Here is a 21,409-nt window from a genome sequence, read left to right on the forward strand (position 1 = left end):
ATGTTTTAAAGGCTTTTTTTGTAGCATATACTAGAATCTATTCTTCATTAGAAGCTTCGTTTTCTGCTCTTAATTGTTTTATGGTTTTATACTTCTCTTCCCAAATACTAAGACCTTCTTTGTGTTTTGCAATGTTTTTATGTACATCTTTAACTAGCGGATTATTACTATCTACATTACTAAAAAACTGTAAATTGTTTTCTAACTGATTAATCTCTCCACTAATTTCATCTATTTTCTTTCTTATGAAATTTTGTTCATTGTCTAATAATCTAGAATCGCTAGCTGTAGCGAAATCTTGAATTTTAGTCTCAAATTTAATCATTTCAGCTTCAGACTTATTAATATCTAACGTATTAAATAATTTATCTAAAACGGTACTAAAATCACTTTCTACTTGGCGTTTGTTACGAGGAACTCGACCAATATTTTTCCATTGCTCTATGTAATTTTTAATGGTAGCTAAATCGGCTTTTTGATCTCCGGAAAGCGTATGAGCTTTGACTTCTTTTAAAAGTGTTTCTTTTTCTTTAAGTGCTTTTTCTTCAGCTTCAGAAGACTTATTACTTTCTGCTTTTAGTCTATCAAAATAGGCGTTACAGGCACTTTTAAATTTTTTCCAGATTTTGTCGCTATCCTTTCTTGGTACATGACCTATATTACGCCAATCACTTTGTATTTTTTTCATTAGAGGTGTCGTAGCAGCAAAATCATCATTCATTTTATTTGCTTCTGCAATTGCTACTAATTCTTGTTTTTTAGCAAGATTCTCTAATTGTTCATTTTTTAAACTCTTGTAAAAATTATTTTTATGCTTATTAAATTCTCTTACAGCTTGTTTAAATTTATCCCAAGTTGCTTCATTAACTTTAATAGGAACTTTTCCAGCTTTAAAAAATTCTTCTCTTAAAGCTTCTACTTCTTTAATTTTTGCTTGCCAAGCTTTGTGAGAACTTACTTGGTCTTTAGCGATGTCTTCAATTTTAGCAATTATAGCGTTTTTGTTTTCTAAATTTTGAAGATATAATTCGTCTTGTTTTTTAAAATACTCTTGACGTTTATCGTTTATTTTTTGTGATACTGCTTTAAAGCTTTCCCAAATAGTTTCACGATGTTCTCTTGCTACAGGACCTAAATCCTCTTTCCAAAGTTTGTGTAAATTTTGTAATTCTCTAAACGCTCTGTTGCTATTATCATCTTGAGCCAATTCTTCAGCACGAGCTATAATTTTTAATTTCTTATCTAAATTATGCTCAAAATCTTTATCTCTTAAGTCTCTATCTAAGTGTAGTAAATCATAAAAACGCTCTACATTAAAATGATAGCTATTCCAAGCGTTGTTATATTTATCTCTAGGAATTGGTCCAGCATTTTTCCATTGGTCTTGAAGGTCTTTAAATGCTTTATACTTAGCATTCATGTCGCTGTCATTTTCAGTAACTTCTTTTATAGACTCAATAATTTCTAAACGTTTACTTAAATTATCTTTTAAGTTGCGTTCAAGATTTTTATAATAGGTTTGAGTTTTCTGGCGGTATTCTTTATAAGCTGTATTAAAACTTTTCTTTAATGGTGTAGAATAATGAAAGTCTATTTCATTACCACCATTTGCAAGAAATTCTTCTTTTTTTTCCTCTAATAAGTCATTAAATTTAGAATCAAAAGCTGTTTTAATGTCTTGAACATGTTTTTTTATGGCTTGAATTTTATAATTCTTAACCAGATCTTCTAAAATAAGAACTAACTCGTCTAGAGATAAACTATCGTAGTCTTTATCTTCAATATTATGACGTTCGTTAACACCTTCATCTTCTGCATCTTCTGCATTTGAAGAATCAATTTCATTAATTAAGTCGTCAGAATTTTGTGTGTTTTCTTGAGCTACTGCGTTTTCTAATTCGTTTCCATCTGCATCTTGCAGGTTATCTTTCTCGGACATGTTAGTCTTATTTAGTTAGTACTATATTTTAGACCTTAAATATAGTATTAACAAAGAAATTTACAAAGCAAGAATGCTAATTCGTTTATCTATTCCAAATTTCCCAAGATTTTTCAGCTTGTATTCTCAACATTTCACCACCATTTACAATAGTTGCCCCTTGAGATTGTCCTTTTGCTAAAAATGCGCTTACCTCAGGATTATAAATTAAGTCGTACATAAGATGTCTTCGGGTAATATTAAAATAGGGAATATTTGGACAAGCAGTTATATTAGGATAAGTACCTAATGGGGTACAATTTATAATTAATGTATGTTTTAAAATAACATCTGCAGTAATATTTGTATAGTTTAATTGGCCTTGAGTAGGCTTTCTAGAAACAAACTTATATTTAATATTTAAACGATCTAAGGCATAAGCAACAGCTTTACTTGCACCACCGGTTCCTAAAATAAGTGCATGCGTGTGGTGTTTCTGTAAATATGGTTTCAAAGAATCTTTAAACCCGTAATAATCGGTATTATATCCTTTTAATGTACCATTTTTCATCACTTTAATACAATTTACCGCTCCAATTTGCGCTGATGTACTATTAAGTTGGTCTAAGAATGGTAAAATTTCTTGTTTATAAGGTATAGTAACATTTAAGCCACTTAAATTTTCATTACTAATAAGTTCTTTAATATTATCGATATTTTCGATATCAAAAGTTTTATACTTTGTGTTTTTTATATCTGAATTTTTAAATTTTTCTGTGAAGTATAATTCAGAAAATGAGTAGGAAATGTCCTTGCCAATTAAGCCAAAGTTGTTCATGGTTGGTTTTAGTTTTAATTCTACATAACCTAAACCTAAAACTATTACTGCACCAAGTATTATAAATACTATGGCTATAAACGTTTCAGGATTAAGTTCGGGTAAATACCTTTCATAATTAATTATAATTGGTTGCCCTTTACTATCTATTAACGTATTTTTTAGCGAGTCGGTTTTAAAAATTGCAAATTTAAATGGCCAAACCACTCCTAAAGACCCTATAATGAAACCTAAGATGGATGCTGTTGTGACACTTTTGTAATGTTTTAGTATGTAGTTTAGTACGTGTGAAAAAGTTACCAAACCTACCAGAGATCCAAAGGTAAATACCACCAAAATTTTTAACATTTTCACTCTGTATAGATCTTTGTAAAATGAAAAGTCTCCGCTTAGAAGCTCATAAACTGTATCAAACAAAGCATTAACAGAGTCGACTAAGAGTAAAACATAATTTCCTAAAAGAATTAATATGAAAGAGCCAGAAAACCCCGGTAGTGTCATGCCTGAAACTGAAATGATACCACATAGAAAAACAAAAAATAAATTATCATTTTCTGTAGCAGGATCCAGAAAACTGATACTTACCCCTAAAATAATTCCTATGGCAACAGCAGAATATGTTGTTATTTTCCAGTCCTTAAAATCTTTAGCGATATAGAAAATGGATCCAATAATCATCCCAAAAAATACACTCCAAACATATACTTCGTAATGCTTTATCCAGTAGTCTAATAATTTTGAAACACTAAAATAACTAATCAGCATTCCCAAAAACAAAAGAGATAAAAACTTACCATTTACATATTTATAAAAAGCAGAAAATTCTTTTTTTAAAAGTAATCGAAAAGCATGTGCATTAAATCTTTGAAGCGAAAAAATAAATTCTTCATAAAAACCTGCAACAAACGCCACTACACCACCTGAGACGCCTGGAACCTTATTTGCGGCACCCATAGCTAATCCTTTAAGAATTAAGATGGTTTGGTGTTTTATGCTATGAGTTTTTTCCATTTATGATGCTCTACGACCTAGCTTTTCTAAAATGAATATAGTTAAAAAACCGGAAATCATTAAAACTATGGCAATACCTAATTCTGATGAAATGCCTCCATTAATTTGAGCGTATGTGGAAGGTAATACACTCTGTTCCAAAACCGTTTTATAAGTATCAAAATCTTCCATGTTTTTTTGATAGATTGCTAAAGTGCCCAAATTTGAGACTTCAGAAAAGGAAATGGTATTTCCTGAATGTTCATTTAAGACAGAAACGGTTTCTTTCCATGGCCATATTTTATTTAATGAACCAAAGATGAACCCAGTGAGAAGTGCGAGGGTAGTATTTTCATAATTCTTAAATAACCATTTTAAAATATGACTAAAACTCAATAATCCAACTAAAGCACCAGAAGCAAACAATGTAATTTTTTTTATATCGAAATCATGAAAAGCATCACTTAATGTTTTATAGGCACCTAAAATTACTAATATAAAAGATCCAGAAATCCCTGGTAGTATCATAGCGCAAATGGCAATTGCACCAGCTATAAATAAAAAATAAGCGTTAGTACTACTACCAAGGCTAGGTAATATCGTTATATAATAGGCTAAGAAAGCTCCAATTATTAGCATAATAAAGGTTACCGGACGCCAAACTTTAATTTGTTTAGCTACATAAATAATACTAGCTATTATTAAACCAAAAAAAAAGGACCAAATAAGAATAGGCTTGTTTTCTATAAGGTATTTAGCTAAACGCATAAAAGAAACAAAGCTTATAAGAATACCAGTAAGTAAGGCTAAAAGAAAGTTACCGTTTAATTGTTTCCAAAAAGCAGATAACCCTTCATTTTTAAAGGTTTTTAGTAATTTTAAATTTATATTACTAATGGTGGCAATAAGTTCTTCATATATACCAGAGATAAATGCAATAGTACCGCCAGAAACTCCAGGTACAGCATCTGCAGCACCCATAGCGATGCCCTTTAAACTAATTATAAGATAATCTTTAAAATGTCTTTGCATGTAAAGGTTTTTAAAACCTAAAGGTATGCAAAATATAAAAAAGTGATTATGCCAATTTAAACTTTTTTAGCGCATTGATGTAAAATGGAGATTTTGCTACTGAAGGAAATAATTCATCGATAATTATAATATGTTCAGCATCAAAACGAATCGCATTCGTTAGGTGATAAGTTGCTTTTTCGTTTTCATTTAACAAAAAATAAATACCAGCAAGTCTAAATTCTATTTCTGCGTTCTCAGGATAAAATTCCATAGCCTGCAACAAGTTATACATTGCTGCTTCTGGTTCTCCAAGTTCTATTAAAATATCTGTTCTTATTAACCAGGTTGACAGTTCGTAATTACCTAATTCTAATGTTTTTTTGTAACCGCGTTCTGCCTCTTCAAGAAAACTAAGTTTATGATTTATACGGGCATAGAGTTTCCAATATGCAATATTTTCAGCATCAATTTCTATAGCTTTATTAATATAATAGAGTGCTTTCTGGTAATTTTTAGCTCTAAAGTAAAATTTGGTAATTGCTAACCAGCCTTTATCTAATAAAGGATCTTCATTAACTGTTTTATAATAATAGTCTAAAGCTAATTTTTTATTGCCTAATTTTTCATGACAATTGGCTACACGCAATAGCGCGTAAGATGTTGGATCGTCTAGCTCTAAGGTAATAGTGTAATTTTCAAGCGCTTCATTTATATGGCCTAATCGCTCCAAAACTTTACCTTTTTCCATATAAGCTCCTAGAAATGTATCGTCCGATATAATTGCGTAATCATATGCTGCCAATGCTTTAGGGTAATCTTTTAACTGGTAATATTGTTTTCCTAATTGATGCCAAGCAACTTCACAATATGGGTTTGTATTTAAATAATTATTTAAAAACTCAATAGCCGGTTCAACTTGTTCTAAATATTCAAAACAATACATAATGTTGTAAAGTGAGGCATAGTCAAATTCATCTAAGTCCAAACATTTCATAAAATATTCTCTTGCATTTTCAAATTGCTCCAAGAATAAATACTCCATTCCAATTAGTGAATAAATATCTGCTTCTTCTTCACTTAACTCAATTGCTTTAAGTAAAAATTTTATAGCTTCTTCGTGCTTATCTTCTTTAGATAGTAAATTAGCTTTTTGAATATAGACTTCTTCGTTAGACGGTTCTAAATCATGTAAATCGTCTAATAATTTATTTGCCTTAACAAGATTATCTTCAAAAATATATACTTCTATTTGAAACAACTTTAAGTTAGTAGAGGTTGGATGTTGGTCAAGTCCCATTTTAATAGCTTTTTTAGCTAATGCAACTTTACCATTGTTAAGATAATGATGTATAATGTTTTCAAATTCTTCAGAGTCAAAAAACAATAAACTATTGGTTTTTAACATCGATTCGAATTTTGAAATCGAAATTTTGTTATTAGGTTCTTCCTGACTAAATTCCATATGCATGAGAATTAATTACAATCTTAAAAATAGAGTGTATTTAGGTTCTAGTGGCGTATTTGCTTAAATGTTTTTAACAAAGTAATAAACAAAACCCCATTTTTTACTTCCTTTTGATTGGTTTTAAGGACTTTAATACTATTTATTTAGAGTCTATAGTATTTAATATTTCAATAATAATGCCAATACCTTCTAAGAGCTCATCATTTGAAATGGTTAATGGCGGTGTTATGCGAATTGCTTTTGTTTCGAATAATAACCAGAATAAGATTAATCCTTTTTCTTTTGCTTTTAAAATGACTTCTGTTGCTATGTCTGCGGAAGGTACTAAGGCAGCAAGCATTAATCCTTTACCTCTAATCTCTGAAATTAGCGGATGTTTTAAATGTGTTCTTATAAATAATTCTTTCTCCAAAGCTTCTGCCATTAAGTCACTTTCGCAAACTTCTTTTAGTGTAGCTAACGCAGCTGAAGCAATCACAGGATTTCCTCCAAACGTTGTGATGTGACCTAATTTGGGTTTGTCTTTTAATAAGCTCATTAACTCTTCCGATGCTGTAAAAGCTCCTATGGGTAATCCGCCACCAAGTCCTTTGCCTGTAACAACAATGTCGGGAATCACGTTATAATGCTCAAAGCCATATAATTTTCCTGTACGTCCTATACCTGGCTGGATTTCATCTAAAATTAGTAGTGCACCAACTTCTTCGCATTTCTTTTTTATGCGTGCTAAATAGTTATTTTCAGGTTGAATAAAGCCTGCTCCACCTTGAATAGTTTCTAAAATAACACAAGCAGTTTTTTCTGTAATATGTTTAAGATGAGGTAAATAGTTAAAGGTAATATGGCTTACATCGGGAAGTAATGGTCTAAACGGATTTTTACGCTCTTCAAAATCCATTAAACTTAAAGATCCCATAGTATTACCGTGATAGGCGTTGTGTGCGGCTATAATCTGACTTCTTCTAGTAGCACGACGCGCTAGTTTTAGAGCACCTTCAATTGCCTCAGTTCCGGAGTTGACCAAATAGGTTTGGTTTAAGTTTTCAGGAGAGTGCTTTGCTATATATTTTGTAAGATCTACCGCAGGTTTTTGGATATATTCCCCATACACCATCACATGCATATAGCTATCCACTTGTTTTTTTATGGCTTCAACCACTTTAGGGTGAGAGTGACCTAAACTACAAGCAGAGACACCTGCTACAAAATCGAGATGTCGCTCTCCATTTGAGGTGTAAATATAACTGCCTTTAGCATGAGAAATTTCTAAAGCTAAGGGGTGAGGTGTAGTTTGAGCTTGGTACTTAAAAAAATCTTCTGTCATTAATGGATTTTCTTATTTTTTAGGCTTTACTGTTTTTAAAACAGGTTTTTTAGGTAGACTATCCAGCGCTTTGTCCGCTTCAATAATATCGATTAACAGAGGTTTCTCTGGTATGGCGCGTGAGGCTTTCCCAACTTCATCTTCTTTAATTAGTTCTTTATCTTCAGCAAATTTATTAGCATCTTCAACACGTTTTAAAAGTGCTTCATCAAAAAACTCTTCGCCTTCTACTGCGTCTTTTAAGCCTTCAATTTTAGGTAAGTCTACGGGAGCGTCTTCGCTAAATAAATCTTCAACACTTAAAGGTCTTTCGGTTTCACGCCATTCAAAACCTTGTAAAATACGCTCTTTCTCGGGCATGTCAGGTTCTGGAGTTAATTCTGCATCAGGGTTTAAAATACGTGTAAAGGTTAATATGTCTCCATCCTCGAAGGTTAAGAGTAAGTTGGCTGAATACCCTTTATCTATCCCAATAAGTTCTCCATCTTCATTGGTGGCATAAAAAATCGATTCAGCATTTTTCAAAATATCGACTTTATCCAAATCATTATTTTCATTAAAAGTTCCAATGAGACGTTGTCCTTTAATTTGATTATAGGCATAATCCAACACAGAATCTTTACTGATGAGAAAGGCGTTTTTAAAAACGATGAGCGAGTCCACTTTCTCTGTTTTAGGATTGGACTGAATATGAATAGTATCGCCAGTCATTTGACTTTTTATATGCCATAAAATGGGTTTCTTAGTTTTTGTAAAGGCATCTACAATCCCATTATTTATGGTGATTAATTGAGTTAATCCGGTTTGGTGGTTAACATGAATAGAATCGGCTTTACCACTTAAGTCGGATTTAAACAATTTTACATTTTTAAAACCTCTGGTAATACGTTTATTTTCTTTACCTGTAACCATTAAGGTGTCGGCATGAATATAAATGCTATCATTTTCTTGGACTGTAATTGCCAAAGCACGACGTGTAATAAAAACAGAATCCTTAGCTTTATAAACTTCGGCATAATGACCTTTTACGATGCTATTGTTTGTGGTGTCTGTAACCACAATATTATTGGTTGCCGATGCAAAGTCTTTGGCTCTGTCAAAATATAAGCTGTCTCCAGTAATTTCTCGGTTGTCGTAATCTATTTTAGCATTTTTGGTAAAATAACCCGTGTCATTTTTAGTATTATAAAAACCACGTTCGCTATAAATTTTACTGGTTTCTCCAACAATGGTAGATGGCCCATAAGTATACGCATAACCACTTTCAGAATAGAAATCCAGTTGTCTAGTGTTTAAAACATATTTTGGGTTTACGAGTTTTACCCGATTTAAAAAGCGGTATTTTTTGTCATTCATGTAGTAACGTCCTATACGACTGGTAATGGTTCCAGAAGTATCTCTAACTACAGTACCACCAGACTTATAAAAAGCTTCCTGTTTTTCACGATTAAAATATAAGGTATCTGTAGTTAATCTTGAATTAGGCTCGGTTAAAACAACATTCCCACTAGCATAGGCTAATTTGGTTTTCCCGCTATATTCTGCATATTTAGACGTTAGATTTATACTATCGCCTTGTTGCATGTTAACGTTTCCATAAGCTTCTATAAAGTCTTCTTTACCATAAAATATGGCTTTGTCACAAAACATGTCTATGCCATCGTGATAAATATGTACTTGGCCTTGATTACTTCTTGTTAAAATACTAGCTCCGGGAAAATTTTCTTCATCTCTTTCTCCAAAAGCTCCGGAGTCTTTAATTTCAATTCTTTTACGTTCTTGAGCTAAACCATTATTAGCAGAAAAGCAAAATAAGAGAAAAAGAAGTATATAGGTTTTAAACTGTTTCAAAGTATACATATTTGTGTCAAAAATAACGATAATAATGTTTTGGTATTGTTTAGAGTCTTGTTTTAATACAAAAAAACCTGCCCATAGAAACTAAAAGCAGGTTTTGATATGATGTATGAAATCAAGTTAAGATCTAAAAATAGTTTGTTTTCTATCTGGTCCAACTGAAACAATAGTAATAGGAATTTCTAATTCTTTCTCTAAGAATTCTATATAATCATTTAATTCTTTAGGTAATGTAGAAGCATCAGACATTTCTGTTAAATCTTGGCTCCATCCTTTAAAATCTGAATAAATAGGCTCTACATTTTCTGGTTCAATATTATAAGGTAAGTGAGAAATTTCCTGACCTTTATAATTATAAGACGTACATACTTTTAAGGTTTCGAAACCAGAAAGTACATCGGCTTTCATCATCATTAATTGAGTTACTCCATTAACCTGACATGCGTAGCGTAGCGCAACTAAATCTAACCAACCACAACGTCTTGGTCTTCCAGTGGTAGCTCCAAATTCGTTACCAATTCGAGCCATATCTTCACCATTCTTATCAAAAAGTTCAGTTGGAAATGGACCAGAACCAACACGAGTTGTGTAAGCTTTAAATATTCCAAAAACATCTCCAATTTTATTTGGTGCAATACCTAATCCTGTACAAGCTCCTGCAGCTGTTGTGTTACTTGAGGTTACAAATGGATAAGTTCCAAAATCGATATCTAAAAGCGAGCCTTGAGCACCTTCTGCTAAAATTGAGTCTCCAGCTTTTTGAGCTTGGAAGATAAATTCTTCAGAATCTATAAAGGTTAATTCTTTTAAAGTTTTAACCGCTGCAAAAAATTCTGTTTCTAATTCTTCTAAATTATAATCTATTTTTACATCGTAAAATGCAATCATAGACTCATGCTTATCGGCTAAAGCACGATATTTTTCTTTCCAATCGCTTAATTCTAAATCTCCAACACGTAAACCATTTCTACCGGTTTTATCCATATAAGTTGGTCCAATACCTTTTAAAGTTGAACCAATTTTAGCTTTACCCTTAGACGTTTCACTTGCTGCGTCTAATAAGCGGTGAGTTGGCAAAATGATATGCGCTTTACGAGAAATTAATAAATTTTTCTTGTAATTAACGCCTTGTTCGTCCAGTTTCGTTAATTCATTTTTAAAAATAACCGGGTCAATAACCACACCATTACCCACAAGGTTAATAGCCTCCTCATGAAAAATTCCAGAAGGAATCGTGTGTAAAACATGCTTTTTACCGTTGAAAACCAATGTATGACCAGCATTTGGTCCACCTTGGAAACGTGCAATAATTTTGTATTTTGAAGTTAAAACATCGACGATTTTACCTTTTCCTTCGTCGCCCCATTGTAATCCTAGTAGTAAGTCTACTGCCATTTGTAAGTTATTTAGTGTCTTTACGGTGACCGTAAAAATATAATGAATGATTGGTTATATTGATATTGAAAACCTCTTCTATGGTTTTTTTTATGGTTTGTATTCGGGGATCACAAAATTCAATAACCTCTCCAGTGTCTGTTAAAATAACGTGATCGTGTTGTTTATCGAAATATGATTTTTCATAGTGCGCCTGACTCTGACCAAACTGATGTTTGCGTACTAAAGCACATTCTAAAAGTAATTCTATAGTATTGTATAAAGTAGCACGGCTAACGCGATACTTTTTATTTTTCATTTTAATGTATAAAGACTCAATATCGAAGTGTTCTTCACTTTCGTATATCTCTTGAAGAATAGCGTAACGTTCTGGCGTTTTACGATGACCTTTGTCTTCTAAAAACTTTGTAAAAACGTTTTTTACAATATCCTGATTTTTTAATGTAGTCGTATCGCTCATAATTGCGTTTGCAAATTTACATAATTTTTAGACTCTATTTACCTTATGAATCCCATTAATTTTTTTAAGATTATCAATTAGTTTTTTAAGCATGTTTTTATTTTTTACAATCACATTAATTTTACCAGACACAAACCCGTCTTCACTTTGAAAACTAATACCATTCATATTAACATGCATGTTAGACGAAATTACTTTTGTAATCTCATTTAAAAGTCCAACCGTATCTATACCAGATATTTTAATTTGTGCTGTAAACTCCTGTTGAGAAGAATCTATCCATTTTGCTGAAATAATTCTATAGGCATAATTAGATTGCAGACTTACTGCATTTGGACAACTCTTTTTGTGAACTTTTACACCATCATTAATGGTAATAAATCCAAAAACAGAATCTCCAGGAATTGGGCTACAACAATTTGCAATTTTATAATCCAGTTTTTCTTCTTCTTTACCAAAAACCAGTAGATCATACTTGTCTGTTACTTCATCTTTATCTAAATCTGGATTAGCAACTGTGTTTTTTCGGGTAATTTTATTTTTTAAGAAAGACACTAATGCGTTACTTCTTGAAGCTGCATATTCCTTTAACATTGTACTGTCAATAGTACTTATACCAACGCGGTAAAATAAATCTAAACTGGTTTTAAGTTTGAAATGGTTAACCATTTCATTAACAGACTTTTCATTTAAAGTTATTTTAAGCTGTTTTAATTTTCGTCTTAAAATTTCTTTACCTTCTTCAGCAATTTGTTTTTTCTCCTCTTTTAGAAGCGACTTTATTTTACTTTTTGCTCTCGAGGTAGATACATAATTTAACCAGTTTGATGTTGGCTTAGCATTGTCTGACGTAATTACTTCAACTTGGTCACCACTCTTAAGTTCTGTGCTAAGCGGAACAAGTTTACCATTGACTTTAACCCCACGTGTTTTCATACCTATTTGGGTATGAATACTAAAAGCAAAATCTAGTGGAGTAGCGCCTTTTGGTAAGGATTTTAAATCACCTTGCGGCGTGAAGACAAAAATTTCTTTGGAGTATAGGTTTAATTTAAACTGCTCTACAAAATCTACAGCATTCGTACTACTGTTTTCTAGTGCCTCTTGTAAACGGTTAATCCATAAGTCTAAATTATCCTCTTTATCGTCTGCATTTTTGTATTTATAGTGAGCCGCATAACCTTTTTCGGCAATTTCATTCATGCGTTCACTTCGGATTTGTACTTCAACCCAACGACCTTTTGGTCCCATAACGGTAATATGCAGCGCTTCGTAACCTGTAGATTTAGGTGAAGAAATCCAATCTCTTAATCTAATAGGATTTGGGATGAAGTGATCTGTAACTATCGAATATATTTTCCAGGCTAAGAATTTTTCGTCTTTAGGTTGAGATTTATAAATTATTCTTACCGCAAATTTATCGTACACTTCATCAAAAGAAACACCTTGTTTGTCCATTTTCCGCTTAATAGAAAAAATAGACTTCGGTCTTCCTTTTATAACATAATTTAAATTTTCTTCATCTAAAGATGTTTTAATTATGTTGTTAAATGTTTCAATATATAAGTCTTGTTCTTCCTTACTGTCTTCTAATTGCCCTAAAATTGAGTTATAGATTTCTGGCTCTGTATATTTTAAACCTAAGTCTTCTAACTGGGTTTTGATATTATACAACCCAATTCTGTGTGCAAGTGGCGCATAAATATATAGTGTTTCACTAGCTATTTTTTCCTGCTTATCTGGACGCATTGAATCCATAGTAAGCATATTATGTAAACGGTCTGCAATTTTAATAATGATAACACGTACATCATCATTTAAAGTTAAAAGCATTTTTCTAAAATTCTCAGCCTGTAAAGACACATCTTTGTCTTGTTGTAGGTTTGAAATTTTAGTTAGTCCATCTACTATTTTTGCAATGGTCGGGTTAAAAAGTTCTTCAATAGTTTCTACAGTGTAGTCTTCATTATCTTCAACCACATCATGCAATAGAGCAGCAGCAATAGAGGTCGCGTCCAGACCAATTTCCTGAGCTACAATTTTTGCAACTGCAATGGGATGAAATATATAAGCTTCTCCACTTTTACGACGCTGGTCTTTATGTGCTTCTACTGCAACTTCAAAAGCTTTACGAATAAGTTTTTTATCATCATCGCTAAGAGATTGATAACTTACCCTAAGTAATTCTTTATAGGCTTTGGTAATTGCAGCATTTTCTTTTTCTAAATCGATCTCTGTCATAGGTAACGTAAAAGCTTATTTAAGCTACTAAAAGTACATTTTTTAGCTTAGATATTTTAGACTTTATAAAATTAATTTTCGTAGTAAACTTTGGCTTTATATCCAATCCCGTAATTATTCATACCGGTTGCCAATAAATTAGAATTTGAGATGTTTTTCTTATCAAATAATATCCAATTCCCATCATTTAAAAAGATGCGTTTTACAAAGGTGCGTTTTTCAGGAATTTGGTCTGTAAACGGTAATAATGGTCTAAATGTAGTAGATACTTTTACAATCCCGCGACGGGTTTTAACTTCTTGATATTTTTTATTAGGCAATAATTTACCTTTATCGTCTGTAAAGCCTAAAACCTGTGCCGAAATAAAGATACCGTCTTTTGGGATAAAAATGTTTTGATCTGTTATGTCTAAGGTGTAGAATTCTTCATTTTTTTCGGTTGCTACAAAAACCATTTTAGCATAGGTTAATGCTTCTCCAGGAAAACCATCCTTATTTTTATAAAATTGCACTCGAAATAAGGTGGAAAACTCTTTTTTAGGTGTATTTTTTCTGTTTCTGGTACGCCAATCCTTAGCTTCGGTTTTTATAGGAATATACACTTCGGTGATGCGTTTGGTTTGTTGGGAAGGATTAGGAAAATAAACCGCAATTTCAGATTCTATAGTTGGTAACCAACACTTATGATAATCATCATGAAAAACAGGTTCTTCTTCTTCAATTTTAATTTTCCCTTTTGGTAATGCGGTAATAGAAACTTCTTCAAGTTCATCTGCAAAAGTTTCTAAATAAATGGTTTTTGGTAAATCCTGAGTAGGTAATTTTAAATCTTTATAACCTAAAGCAGAGATGTATAGCGTATCTATATCGGCATATAATTTCTTGGTAAAAAGAAATATACCTTCATCGTCTGCAAACAACCCATTACCATTTCCAAAAGAAACGGTTGCAAATGCAACAGGATATTTGGTTTCTGTATCTAAGAGTTGTGTTTGTGCTGTTATAAGATTGCTATAACAAAAGAGACTACAAATTATAATAAGTGTAAATGATTTCATAAGCTAAAAATAGAAATTTTATATTATAGAATATACCAATTTTATGCCAAAAACAAAACGCTACTTAGTATCTGTTTTGAAACTCGACTACTTCAAGTTGTTCAATATTGCTGTCATTAATACAAAATTTTAGCATGGTTCTAACTTTATGAAAACCATGTTTGCCTACTGCACCAGGATTCATATGGATTAATCCAAGTTTTTTATCTGGCATAACCTTTAAAATATGTGAGTGACCGCAAATATATAATTTGGGTTTTTCTTGGGTTATTACTGGTCTAGATCGGTTATTGTACTTTGGAGGATATCCGCCAATATGAGTCATATAAACTTGAACATCTTCACATTTAAATACCAAATGTTCCGGATATTCTGCACGCATTTTGGCATCATCTATATTTCCATAAACGGCTTTTAAAGGTTTTAATGTTTTGATAGCGTCTATTACGCTAAAATCTCCAATATCTCCAGCATGCCAAACTTCGTCTACCGAATTAACATGTTTTAAAATAGCATCATCTATATAGCTATGCGTATCGGAAAGCAGAAGAATTTTTTTCATTAAGACTTTATTGTGAAAACTAAAAATTAAAAGGCCTTATATTTGTGGCCTTGTAAAACACAAAAGTAGTAATTAGTTTGAGATATTTTTTAGAGCTTTCATACTTTGGGAAACAGTATCACGGTTGGCAAACCCAACCTAATGCCATTTCTGTTCAGGAAACCGTAGAGCAGGCTTTAAAAACTATCTTGAGACAACCAATAGCTATAGTAGGTGCAGGTCGTACAGATGCAGGTGTTCATGCCAGTCAGATTTTTGCACATTTTGATATTGAAAACTCTCTAAATGAAGAAGAAACCGTTTATAAATTAAATGCGTTTTTGCCAAAAGATATTGTTATTGAAGCTTTGTTTAAGGTAAAAGATGATGCACATGCAAGATTTCACGCAACATCACGGTCTTATGTTTATAGGTTGTCGACTAAAAAAAATTCGTTTAATGTAAATTATGCCTATTGTTTTAAACCAGACTTAAATGTTTCTGAGATGAACAAAGCAGCAGAATTGCTATTAGGCACCAAAGATTTTGAATGTTTTTCTAAATCGAATTCCGACGTACATACTTATAATTGCACCATAACCGAAGCAAAATGGGTTGAGGTAGACAACGAATTACACTTTAAAATTACTGCAGACCGATTTTTAAGAAATATGGTTAGAGCAATTGTTGGTACCTTAATTAACGTGGGTATTGGTAAAAGTTCTGTAAATGATGTTTTAACAATAATTGAAAGTAAAAATAGAAGTGAAGCAGGTTATTCGGTACCTGCACATGGTTTATATTTAACACAAGTTACATATCCCGAAGATATATATTTAAATGAGCGATAAAAAAGATAGTATTTTAGACGTTAAACTTTTTAAACGTTTATTCGATTTTACAAAACCATACCGACCACTCTTTTATGGTTTATTGGTTTTGGTACTTATTCTGGCAGCCTTAAGTATCGCGGTTCCTCATTTATTAAAATATACAGTAGATCAAAAAATTGTTTTAAAAGATGAAAACGGCTTTTTGTTTTTTATTCTTTTAATGTTAGGATTAACTATTATTGAAGCGTTATTTCAGTTTTTATTTTCGTTTTACTCATCTTGGTTGGGGCATAACATGATTAAAGACATTCGTGATAAATTATTTCATTACGTATTAAGTTTTAAAATGACTTATTTCGATAATTCTTCGGTAGGTGTTTTAATTACGAGAACAGTAACCGATATGGAACGAATTGGAGCTGTTTTTGGAGAATCTTTATTTGATATTTCTAAAGATTTAACCATCATGCTGGGTATTTCTTTCTATATGCTTTATCTGGATTGGGAATTAAGTTTAATTGTATTTGTCACCTTACCGTTAGTATTATACGCTACGCGTATTTTTCAAAAATATATGAAACGTGCTTTTGAAGAAGTGCGAAATGAAGTCTCTAATTTAAACTCGTTTGTACAAGAACGGGTTACGGGTATGAAAATTCTTCAACTGTTTACAAGAGAACAAACCGAAGCTAAAAAATTCTATGAAATTAATAATCGGCATAAAAAAGCCTGGTTAAAAACGGTGTGGTATAACTCTATATTTTTTCCAATAGCCGAATTTTTATCATCTATAACCTTAGGATTAGTCGTTTGGTATGGCGGACTAAATGTTATTGCAAACGATACGGCAACTCCGGGAATATTATTTGCGTTTGTGGTGATGATTCCTAAATTATTTAGACCTCTAAGACAGATTGCCGATAAGTTTAATACGCTACAAATGGGAATGGTGGCAGCCAATCGTGTTTTTAAAATCTTAGATACCAAATCTCAAATAGATAATGTAGGTAAAGTTAATGTGGCATCTTTTAAAGGCGATATTTCGTTTGATAACGTAGTGTTTAGCTATGTAAAAGATGAACCTGTGTTACGCGGTATTAGTTTTAATGTGAAAGAAGGCGAAACCGTAGCCATAGTTGGAGCTACAGGCGCAGGAAAAAGTACCATTATAAATTTATTAAACCGTTTTTATGATATTGAAAGTGGCCAGATTAAAATTGATAATCAGCCTATTAATGAAGTGACTTTAACTAGTTTAAGACAACAAATTGCGGTGGTTTTACAAGATGTATTTTTGTTTGCAGATACTATTTTAAACAATATCACTTTAAAAAATCCAGAGATTACGCAACAGGATGTTGAAGCTGCAGCTAAAAGTATTGGAGTCCATGAATTTATAATGAGTTTGCCTAATGGTTATCAATATAACGTAAAAGAGCGTGGCGTGATGTTATCTTCTGGTCAACGTCAACTGATTTCATTTTTACGTGCTTATGTAACTAACCCAAGTATTTTGGTGTTAGATGAAGCCACCTCATCGGTAGATTCTTATTCGGAACAGTTAATACAAACTGCAACAGAAAAAATTACTAAAGACCGTACATCTATCATTATTGCGCACCGTTTAGCAACAGTTAAAAAAGCAGATAAGATTATTGTTATGGATGCAGGAGAAATCATGGAGCAAGGTACACATGATGAGCTTTTATCTAAAGAAAGTGGTTATTATAGAAACCTTTATGATGCCCAGTTTTTAAATGGAAATGTTTCAGAGCTTGAATAGTAGATTCATTGTGAATCACTAAAGAGCTTAGAATTATATGAGGTCGCTTTTAATTATGTCTATTAATTCTTCAGTCGTATCAAAATTTACAAATTCGCCATCTCTAAAACATGAAATTTGTCCGGTTTCTTCACTTACAGCAAGCGCAATAGCATCTGTTCTATCTGTAATTCCAACCGCCGCTCTATGACGTAAACCAAAACGTTGTGGAATGGTTTTTTCATTATTTACGGGTAAAATAACACGTGTGGCTTTAACTGTATTTCCTTCAATTATAATGGCGCCATCATGTAAAGGGCTATTTTTAAAGAAAATACTTTCTATAATAGGTTGGGTAACTTTTATATTCATTTTATCGCCTGTTTCAACTAAGAAATCTAAACTATTGTTCCGTTCAATAACAATTAAGGCACCGGTTTTAGAAGCGCTCATTTTTTCACAAGCGGATAATAAAATATTAACGTCTGTACTAATCTTAGTCTCCGTTTTTAAAAACTTAAGTTGTTTTAAAAAATTTCTTCGACTTCCAAAATTGGTAGACCCAAGCATTAATAAAAATTTTCTAATTTCCTGCTGGAAGACCACAATTAATGCAAACATACCAACACTTATAAAACCTCCAAGAATATTACTTAAGAGCTGCATTTGTAAAGCCTGAGTAATTTTCCAAATGACATAAACCATTACAATTCCAATAAAAATATTGATAGCAACAGTTCCTTTTACCAGTTTATAGACATAATACAATAATATGGCCACTAGAGCGACATCTATAAAGTCTATAATTGATAAATTAAGGATGTTTTCTAAAATGTCTAATTTCATATTAATAGTTTATAAAACGAATATAGTTTAATAATTAATCTTTTAAGAGATTATATAATTTTACACACTCTACAGCTTCCTTAACATCGTGTACCCTAAGTAATTTGGCTCCATTTTGCAATGCCACCATGTGTAATGCGGTTGTGCCATTTAAAGCTTCTTTTGCTGTGGTTTGTAAGCTTTTATAAATCATGGATTTTCTAGAAACTCCAGCAAGTATAGGCAGGTCTAGTATATTAAACAGCTTTAACTTTTCCAAAAGCTCAAAATTTTGTTCTGTGGTTTTAGCAAAACCAAAACCAGGATCTATAATAAGATCATTTATCCCTAACTGTCTTGCTTTTTGAATCTTTTCTGAAAAATAAAACAATATGTCATTTATTAAATCTCTATAATCCGTTTGTTGTTGCATGGTTTGTGGTGTCCCGCGCATATGCATCATAATATAAGGAACTTGTAATTTAGCAATGGTATCTAGCATAAGTTTGTCTAGTTCTCCTGCCGAAATATCATTAATTAAGGCAGCGCCATGTTTTACAGCTTGTTTAGCAACTTCACTCCTAAAAGTATCAACCGAAATGATAATTTCAGGAAACTGTTTAACTAAAAGCTTTATTATAGGTGTTAATCGGTTTAATTCTTCAACTTCTGTTACAAAATCGGCATTTGGTCTGGAACTGTATGCACCAACATCTATAAAAGTAGCACCATTGGTTAACATGTTTTCAACTTGTTGTAAAATAGCATCTTCATCTTTATATTGTCCACCATCGTAAAACGAATCCGGAGTTACATTTAAAATACCCATAATTTTTGGAGTACTTAAATCGATAAGAGTTTGCTTACAATTAAGGGTCATAACTTTTTACTGAAATTGTGCTCTGCGCTTTTCAAAATTAAGGCATATAAATTAAACTTTAATCCTTAAACTTTGAACTTTAAGTTATTTAAGCGAAATTTACACAAAAAAGAAGCTTTTTATGCAAAATACCTCAAAACAATACGATACCATCATTTCTAAATGTCGTAACTTGTTTACTAATAAGATGAGTGATTATGGTAGTGCCTGGCGTATATTAAGACTACCAAGTTTAACCGATCAAATATTTATAAAAGCGCAACGCATAAGAGGTTTACAACAAAATGAAGTGCAAAAAATAAATGAAAGTCAAGATTCTGAATTTATAGGCATTATAAATTATTGTATTATGGCACTTATTCAAATTGAAAAAGGTGTTGTTGAGCAACCAGATTTAGAATTGGAAGAAGCAACGCAGTTATACGATAAAAAGTTAGCAGAAACTAAACAACTTATGATGGATAAAAACCATGATTACGGCGAAGCTTGGCGCGATATGAGAGTAAGTAGTTTAACCGATTTAATTTTGCAAAAATTATTACGGGTAAAACAAATTGAAGATAATCAAGGAAAAACCATAGTCAGTGAAGGTATTGATGCTAATTATCAGGACATGATAAATTATGCGGTTTTTGCCATGATCCATTTAGAAAACCAAAGCAGTTAGTTTTAATATTAAAAAAAGATCCCATGAAATTTCTAGTAGCTCTATGTCGTATTTTTGTAGGCATTTTATTCATTTTTTCAGGAATGATAAAGCTTAATGACCCATTAGGTTTTTCTTATAAATTACAGGAATATTTTAGTGCCGAGGTTTTAGACTTACCATTCTTAATGCCGTATGCTTTAGGGATTTCTGTTATTGTTGTGGTGCTAGAAGTTGTATTAGGCGTATTTTTATTAATAGGTTATAAATCAAAATTTACGGTCTATAGCCTTTTAGCTATGATTGTGTTTTTTACTTTTCTAACCTTTTATGCGGCTTATTTTGATAAAGTAAAAGATTGTGGTTGTTTTGGAGACTTCCTTAAACTAACACCTTGGCAAAGTTTTACCAAAGACCTTATTTTATTGGTGTTAATTTTGGTCTTAGTAGTTGGTTTAAAATACATAAAACCATTGTTTAACCCATTAGCAACAACAGTTTTAGCCTTATTCGGCTTTTTATTCAGTTTAGGTTTTGGGTATTATGTGTTAGAACATTTACCAGTTTGGGATTTTAGAGCTTATAAAATAGGAGATAACATTAAAGCAAATATGACTGTTCCAGAAGATGCTCCAAAAGAAGTGTCTGAGTGGACTTGGACATTTAATGTAAATGGTGAAGAAAAGCAATTTGTTACAGATGGAAGTTACCCTAAAGTAAATGGTGAGTATGTCTCTTATGAGAAGAAAGTAATATCTGAAGGTACAGAACCAAAAATTTTCGATTTTTCAATTGAAAGTCAAGAGGAAGATTTAACCGACTATTTCTTGGAGAAAGAACATTTGGTTATGGTAGTGTCTTATAATTTAAATGCTGCAAATGCTGAAGGCTTAAAAGCAATTAAAACCTTCACAGATAAAGCAATTGCAAACGGATATACGGTTATTGGTGTTACGGCTTCGGGTGAAGATTTAAAACAAAGCATAACAGACAGTTTCAAATTAAACTTTAAGTTTTATTTGTGCGATGAGAAAGTTGGTAAAACTATTGTAAGAGCAAATCCAGGTGTTGTTATGCTTGAAAAAGGAACAGTTACACAAAAAGCACATTATAATGATCTTGAAGATTTAAATATTCCTAAAGTTACACCAGAAGAAAATAAATTACCTTCAGAAGAAATTATAGACTCAGACCAGCTAGAAACACGTTATTTTATAAATAATGAAGTTTCAACTAAAGAAGCGGTAGATGCTTTAGATACAGAAACTATAGAGTCTATGAATGTTGTTAAAGATACTCTAAGCACAACTGATAATACTAAAATTAATAGAGTAGAGATCACTCTAAAACCTAAAAAATAAA

17 protein-coding genes and 1 pseudogene are annotated in these 21,409 nt (G+C 31.9%); 4 read left to right on the forward strand and 14 right to left on the reverse strand.

Annotated elements, in window-relative coordinates; all coding sequences use genetic code 11:
- Positions 1–37: 37 nt before the first annotated feature.
- The 12 genes and pseudogenes from C7H52_RS11745 to C7H52_RS11800 form a co-directional block, all read right to left on the reverse strand.
- Positions 38–1,939: a DUF349 domain-containing protein gene (locus C7H52_RS11745; protein WP_106464100.1), complete on the reverse strand. Its 1,902-nt coding sequence runs from the start codon at positions 1,937–1,939 to the stop codon at positions 38–40.
- An 85-nt stretch (positions 1,940–2,024) separates the two neighbouring features.
- Positions 2,025–2,756, reverse strand: coding sequence for a shikimate dehydrogenase family protein (locus C7H52_RS11750; RefSeq protein WP_106464319.1), 732 nt, complete (start codon positions 2,754–2,756; stop codon positions 2,025–2,027).
- Positions 2,757–2,762: 6 nt separating this feature from the next.
- A pseudogene (locus C7H52_RS11755) lies at positions 2,763–3,767 on the reverse strand (DUF368 domain-containing protein); the annotation flags it as partial.
- The gene (locus C7H52_RS11760; protein WP_106464101.1) at positions 3,768–4,778 is read right to left on the reverse strand and encodes a DUF368 domain-containing protein; all 1,011 of its coding nucleotides are present in this window, start codon (positions 4,776–4,778) and stop codon (positions 3,768–3,770) included.
- A 46-nt stretch (positions 4,779–4,824) separates the two neighbouring features.
- Positions 4,825–6,222 (reverse strand): tetratricopeptide repeat protein, encoded by a 1,398-nt coding sequence (locus C7H52_RS11765; RefSeq protein ID WP_106464102.1) that lies wholly within the window; start codon positions 6,220–6,222, stop codon positions 4,825–4,827.
- 142 nt (positions 6,223–6,364) lie between these two features.
- Positions 6,365–7,549 (reverse strand): aspartate aminotransferase family protein, encoded by a 1,185-nt coding sequence (locus C7H52_RS11770; protein ID WP_106464103.1) that lies wholly within the window; start codon positions 7,547–7,549, stop codon positions 6,365–6,367.
- 12 nt (positions 7,550–7,561) lie between these two features.
- The gene (locus C7H52_RS11775; RefSeq protein ID WP_245918619.1) at positions 7,562–9,400 is read right to left on the reverse strand and encodes an OstA-like protein; all 1,839 of its coding nucleotides are present in this window, start codon (positions 9,398–9,400) and stop codon (positions 7,562–7,564) included.
- A 126-nt stretch (positions 9,401–9,526) separates the two neighbouring features.
- Positions 9,527–10,801, reverse strand: a complete 1,275-nt coding sequence (locus C7H52_RS11780; protein WP_106464105.1) for an adenylosuccinate synthase — start codon at positions 10,799–10,801, stop codon at positions 9,527–9,529.
- 7 nt (positions 10,802–10,808) lie between these two features.
- Positions 10,809–11,261 carry a Fur family transcriptional regulator gene (locus C7H52_RS11785; protein ID WP_106464106.1) on the reverse strand — a complete coding sequence of 151 codons (453 nt, stop codon included), beginning with the start codon at positions 11,259–11,261 and terminating at the stop codon, positions 10,809–10,811.
- A 27-nt stretch (positions 11,262–11,288) separates the two neighbouring features.
- Positions 11,289–13,502, reverse strand: a complete 2,214-nt coding sequence (locus C7H52_RS11790; RefSeq protein WP_106464107.1) for a RelA/SpoT family protein — start codon at positions 13,500–13,502, stop codon at positions 11,289–11,291.
- Between the two features lie 71 nt (positions 13,503–13,573).
- Complete coding sequence (locus tag C7H52_RS11795) at positions 13,574–14,560, reverse strand: hypothetical protein (protein ID WP_106464108.1); 987 nt, start codon at positions 14,558–14,560, stop codon at positions 13,574–13,576.
- A 64-nt stretch (positions 14,561–14,624) separates the two neighbouring features.
- Positions 14,625–15,122, reverse strand: coding sequence for a metallophosphoesterase family protein (locus C7H52_RS11800; RefSeq protein ID WP_106464109.1), 498 nt, complete (start codon positions 15,120–15,122; stop codon positions 14,625–14,627).
- Positions 15,123–15,199: 77 nt separating this feature from the next.
- Between C7H52_RS11800 and truA the strand changes: the two genes are divergently transcribed.
- Together truA and C7H52_RS11810 are read left to right on the forward strand one after the other, a co-directional pair.
- Positions 15,200–15,952 (forward strand): tRNA pseudouridine(38-40) synthase TruA, encoded by a 753-nt coding sequence (gene truA, locus C7H52_RS11805; RefSeq protein WP_106464110.1) that lies wholly within the window; start codon positions 15,200–15,202, stop codon positions 15,950–15,952.
- Positions 15,942–17,717, forward strand: coding sequence for an ABC transporter ATP-binding protein (locus tag C7H52_RS11810; protein WP_106464111.1), 1,776 nt, complete (start codon positions 15,942–15,944; stop codon positions 17,715–17,717). The genes truA and C7H52_RS11810 overlap by 11 nt, the downstream gene beginning before the upstream one ends.
- A 33-nt stretch (positions 17,718–17,750) precedes the next feature.
- Here the strand turns inward: C7H52_RS11810 and cdaA are convergent, their stop codons facing one another.
- Positions 17,751–18,542, reverse strand: a complete 792-nt coding sequence (gene cdaA, locus C7H52_RS11815) for a diadenylate cyclase CdaA (protein WP_106464112.1) — start codon at positions 18,540–18,542, stop codon at positions 17,751–17,753.
- A 34-nt stretch (positions 18,543–18,576) separates the two neighbouring features.
- Positions 18,577–19,401, reverse strand: a complete 825-nt coding sequence (gene folP, locus C7H52_RS11820) for a dihydropteroate synthase (RefSeq protein ID WP_106464113.1) — start codon at positions 19,399–19,401, stop codon at positions 18,577–18,579.
- Positions 19,402–19,522: 121 nt separating this feature from the next.
- Between folP and C7H52_RS11825 the strand changes: the two genes are divergently transcribed.
- A complete protein-coding gene (locus tag C7H52_RS11825) occupies positions 19,523–20,068 on the forward strand; it encodes a DUF1599 domain-containing protein (RefSeq protein WP_106464114.1) in 546 nt (181 codons plus the stop codon).
- Positions 20,069–20,091: 23 nt separating this feature from the next.
- Positions 20,092–21,408: a BT_3928 family protein gene (locus C7H52_RS11830; RefSeq protein WP_106464115.1), complete on the forward strand. Its 1,317-nt coding sequence runs from the start codon at positions 20,092–20,094 to the stop codon at positions 21,406–21,408.
- Position 21,409: the final 1 nt, after the last annotated feature.

Source organism: Aurantibacter aestuarii (genome assembly GCF_003008425.1).
In the GTDB taxonomy this organism is placed as follows: Bacteria; Bacteroidota; Bacteroidia; order Flavobacteriales; family Flavobacteriaceae; genus Aurantibacter; species Aurantibacter aestuarii.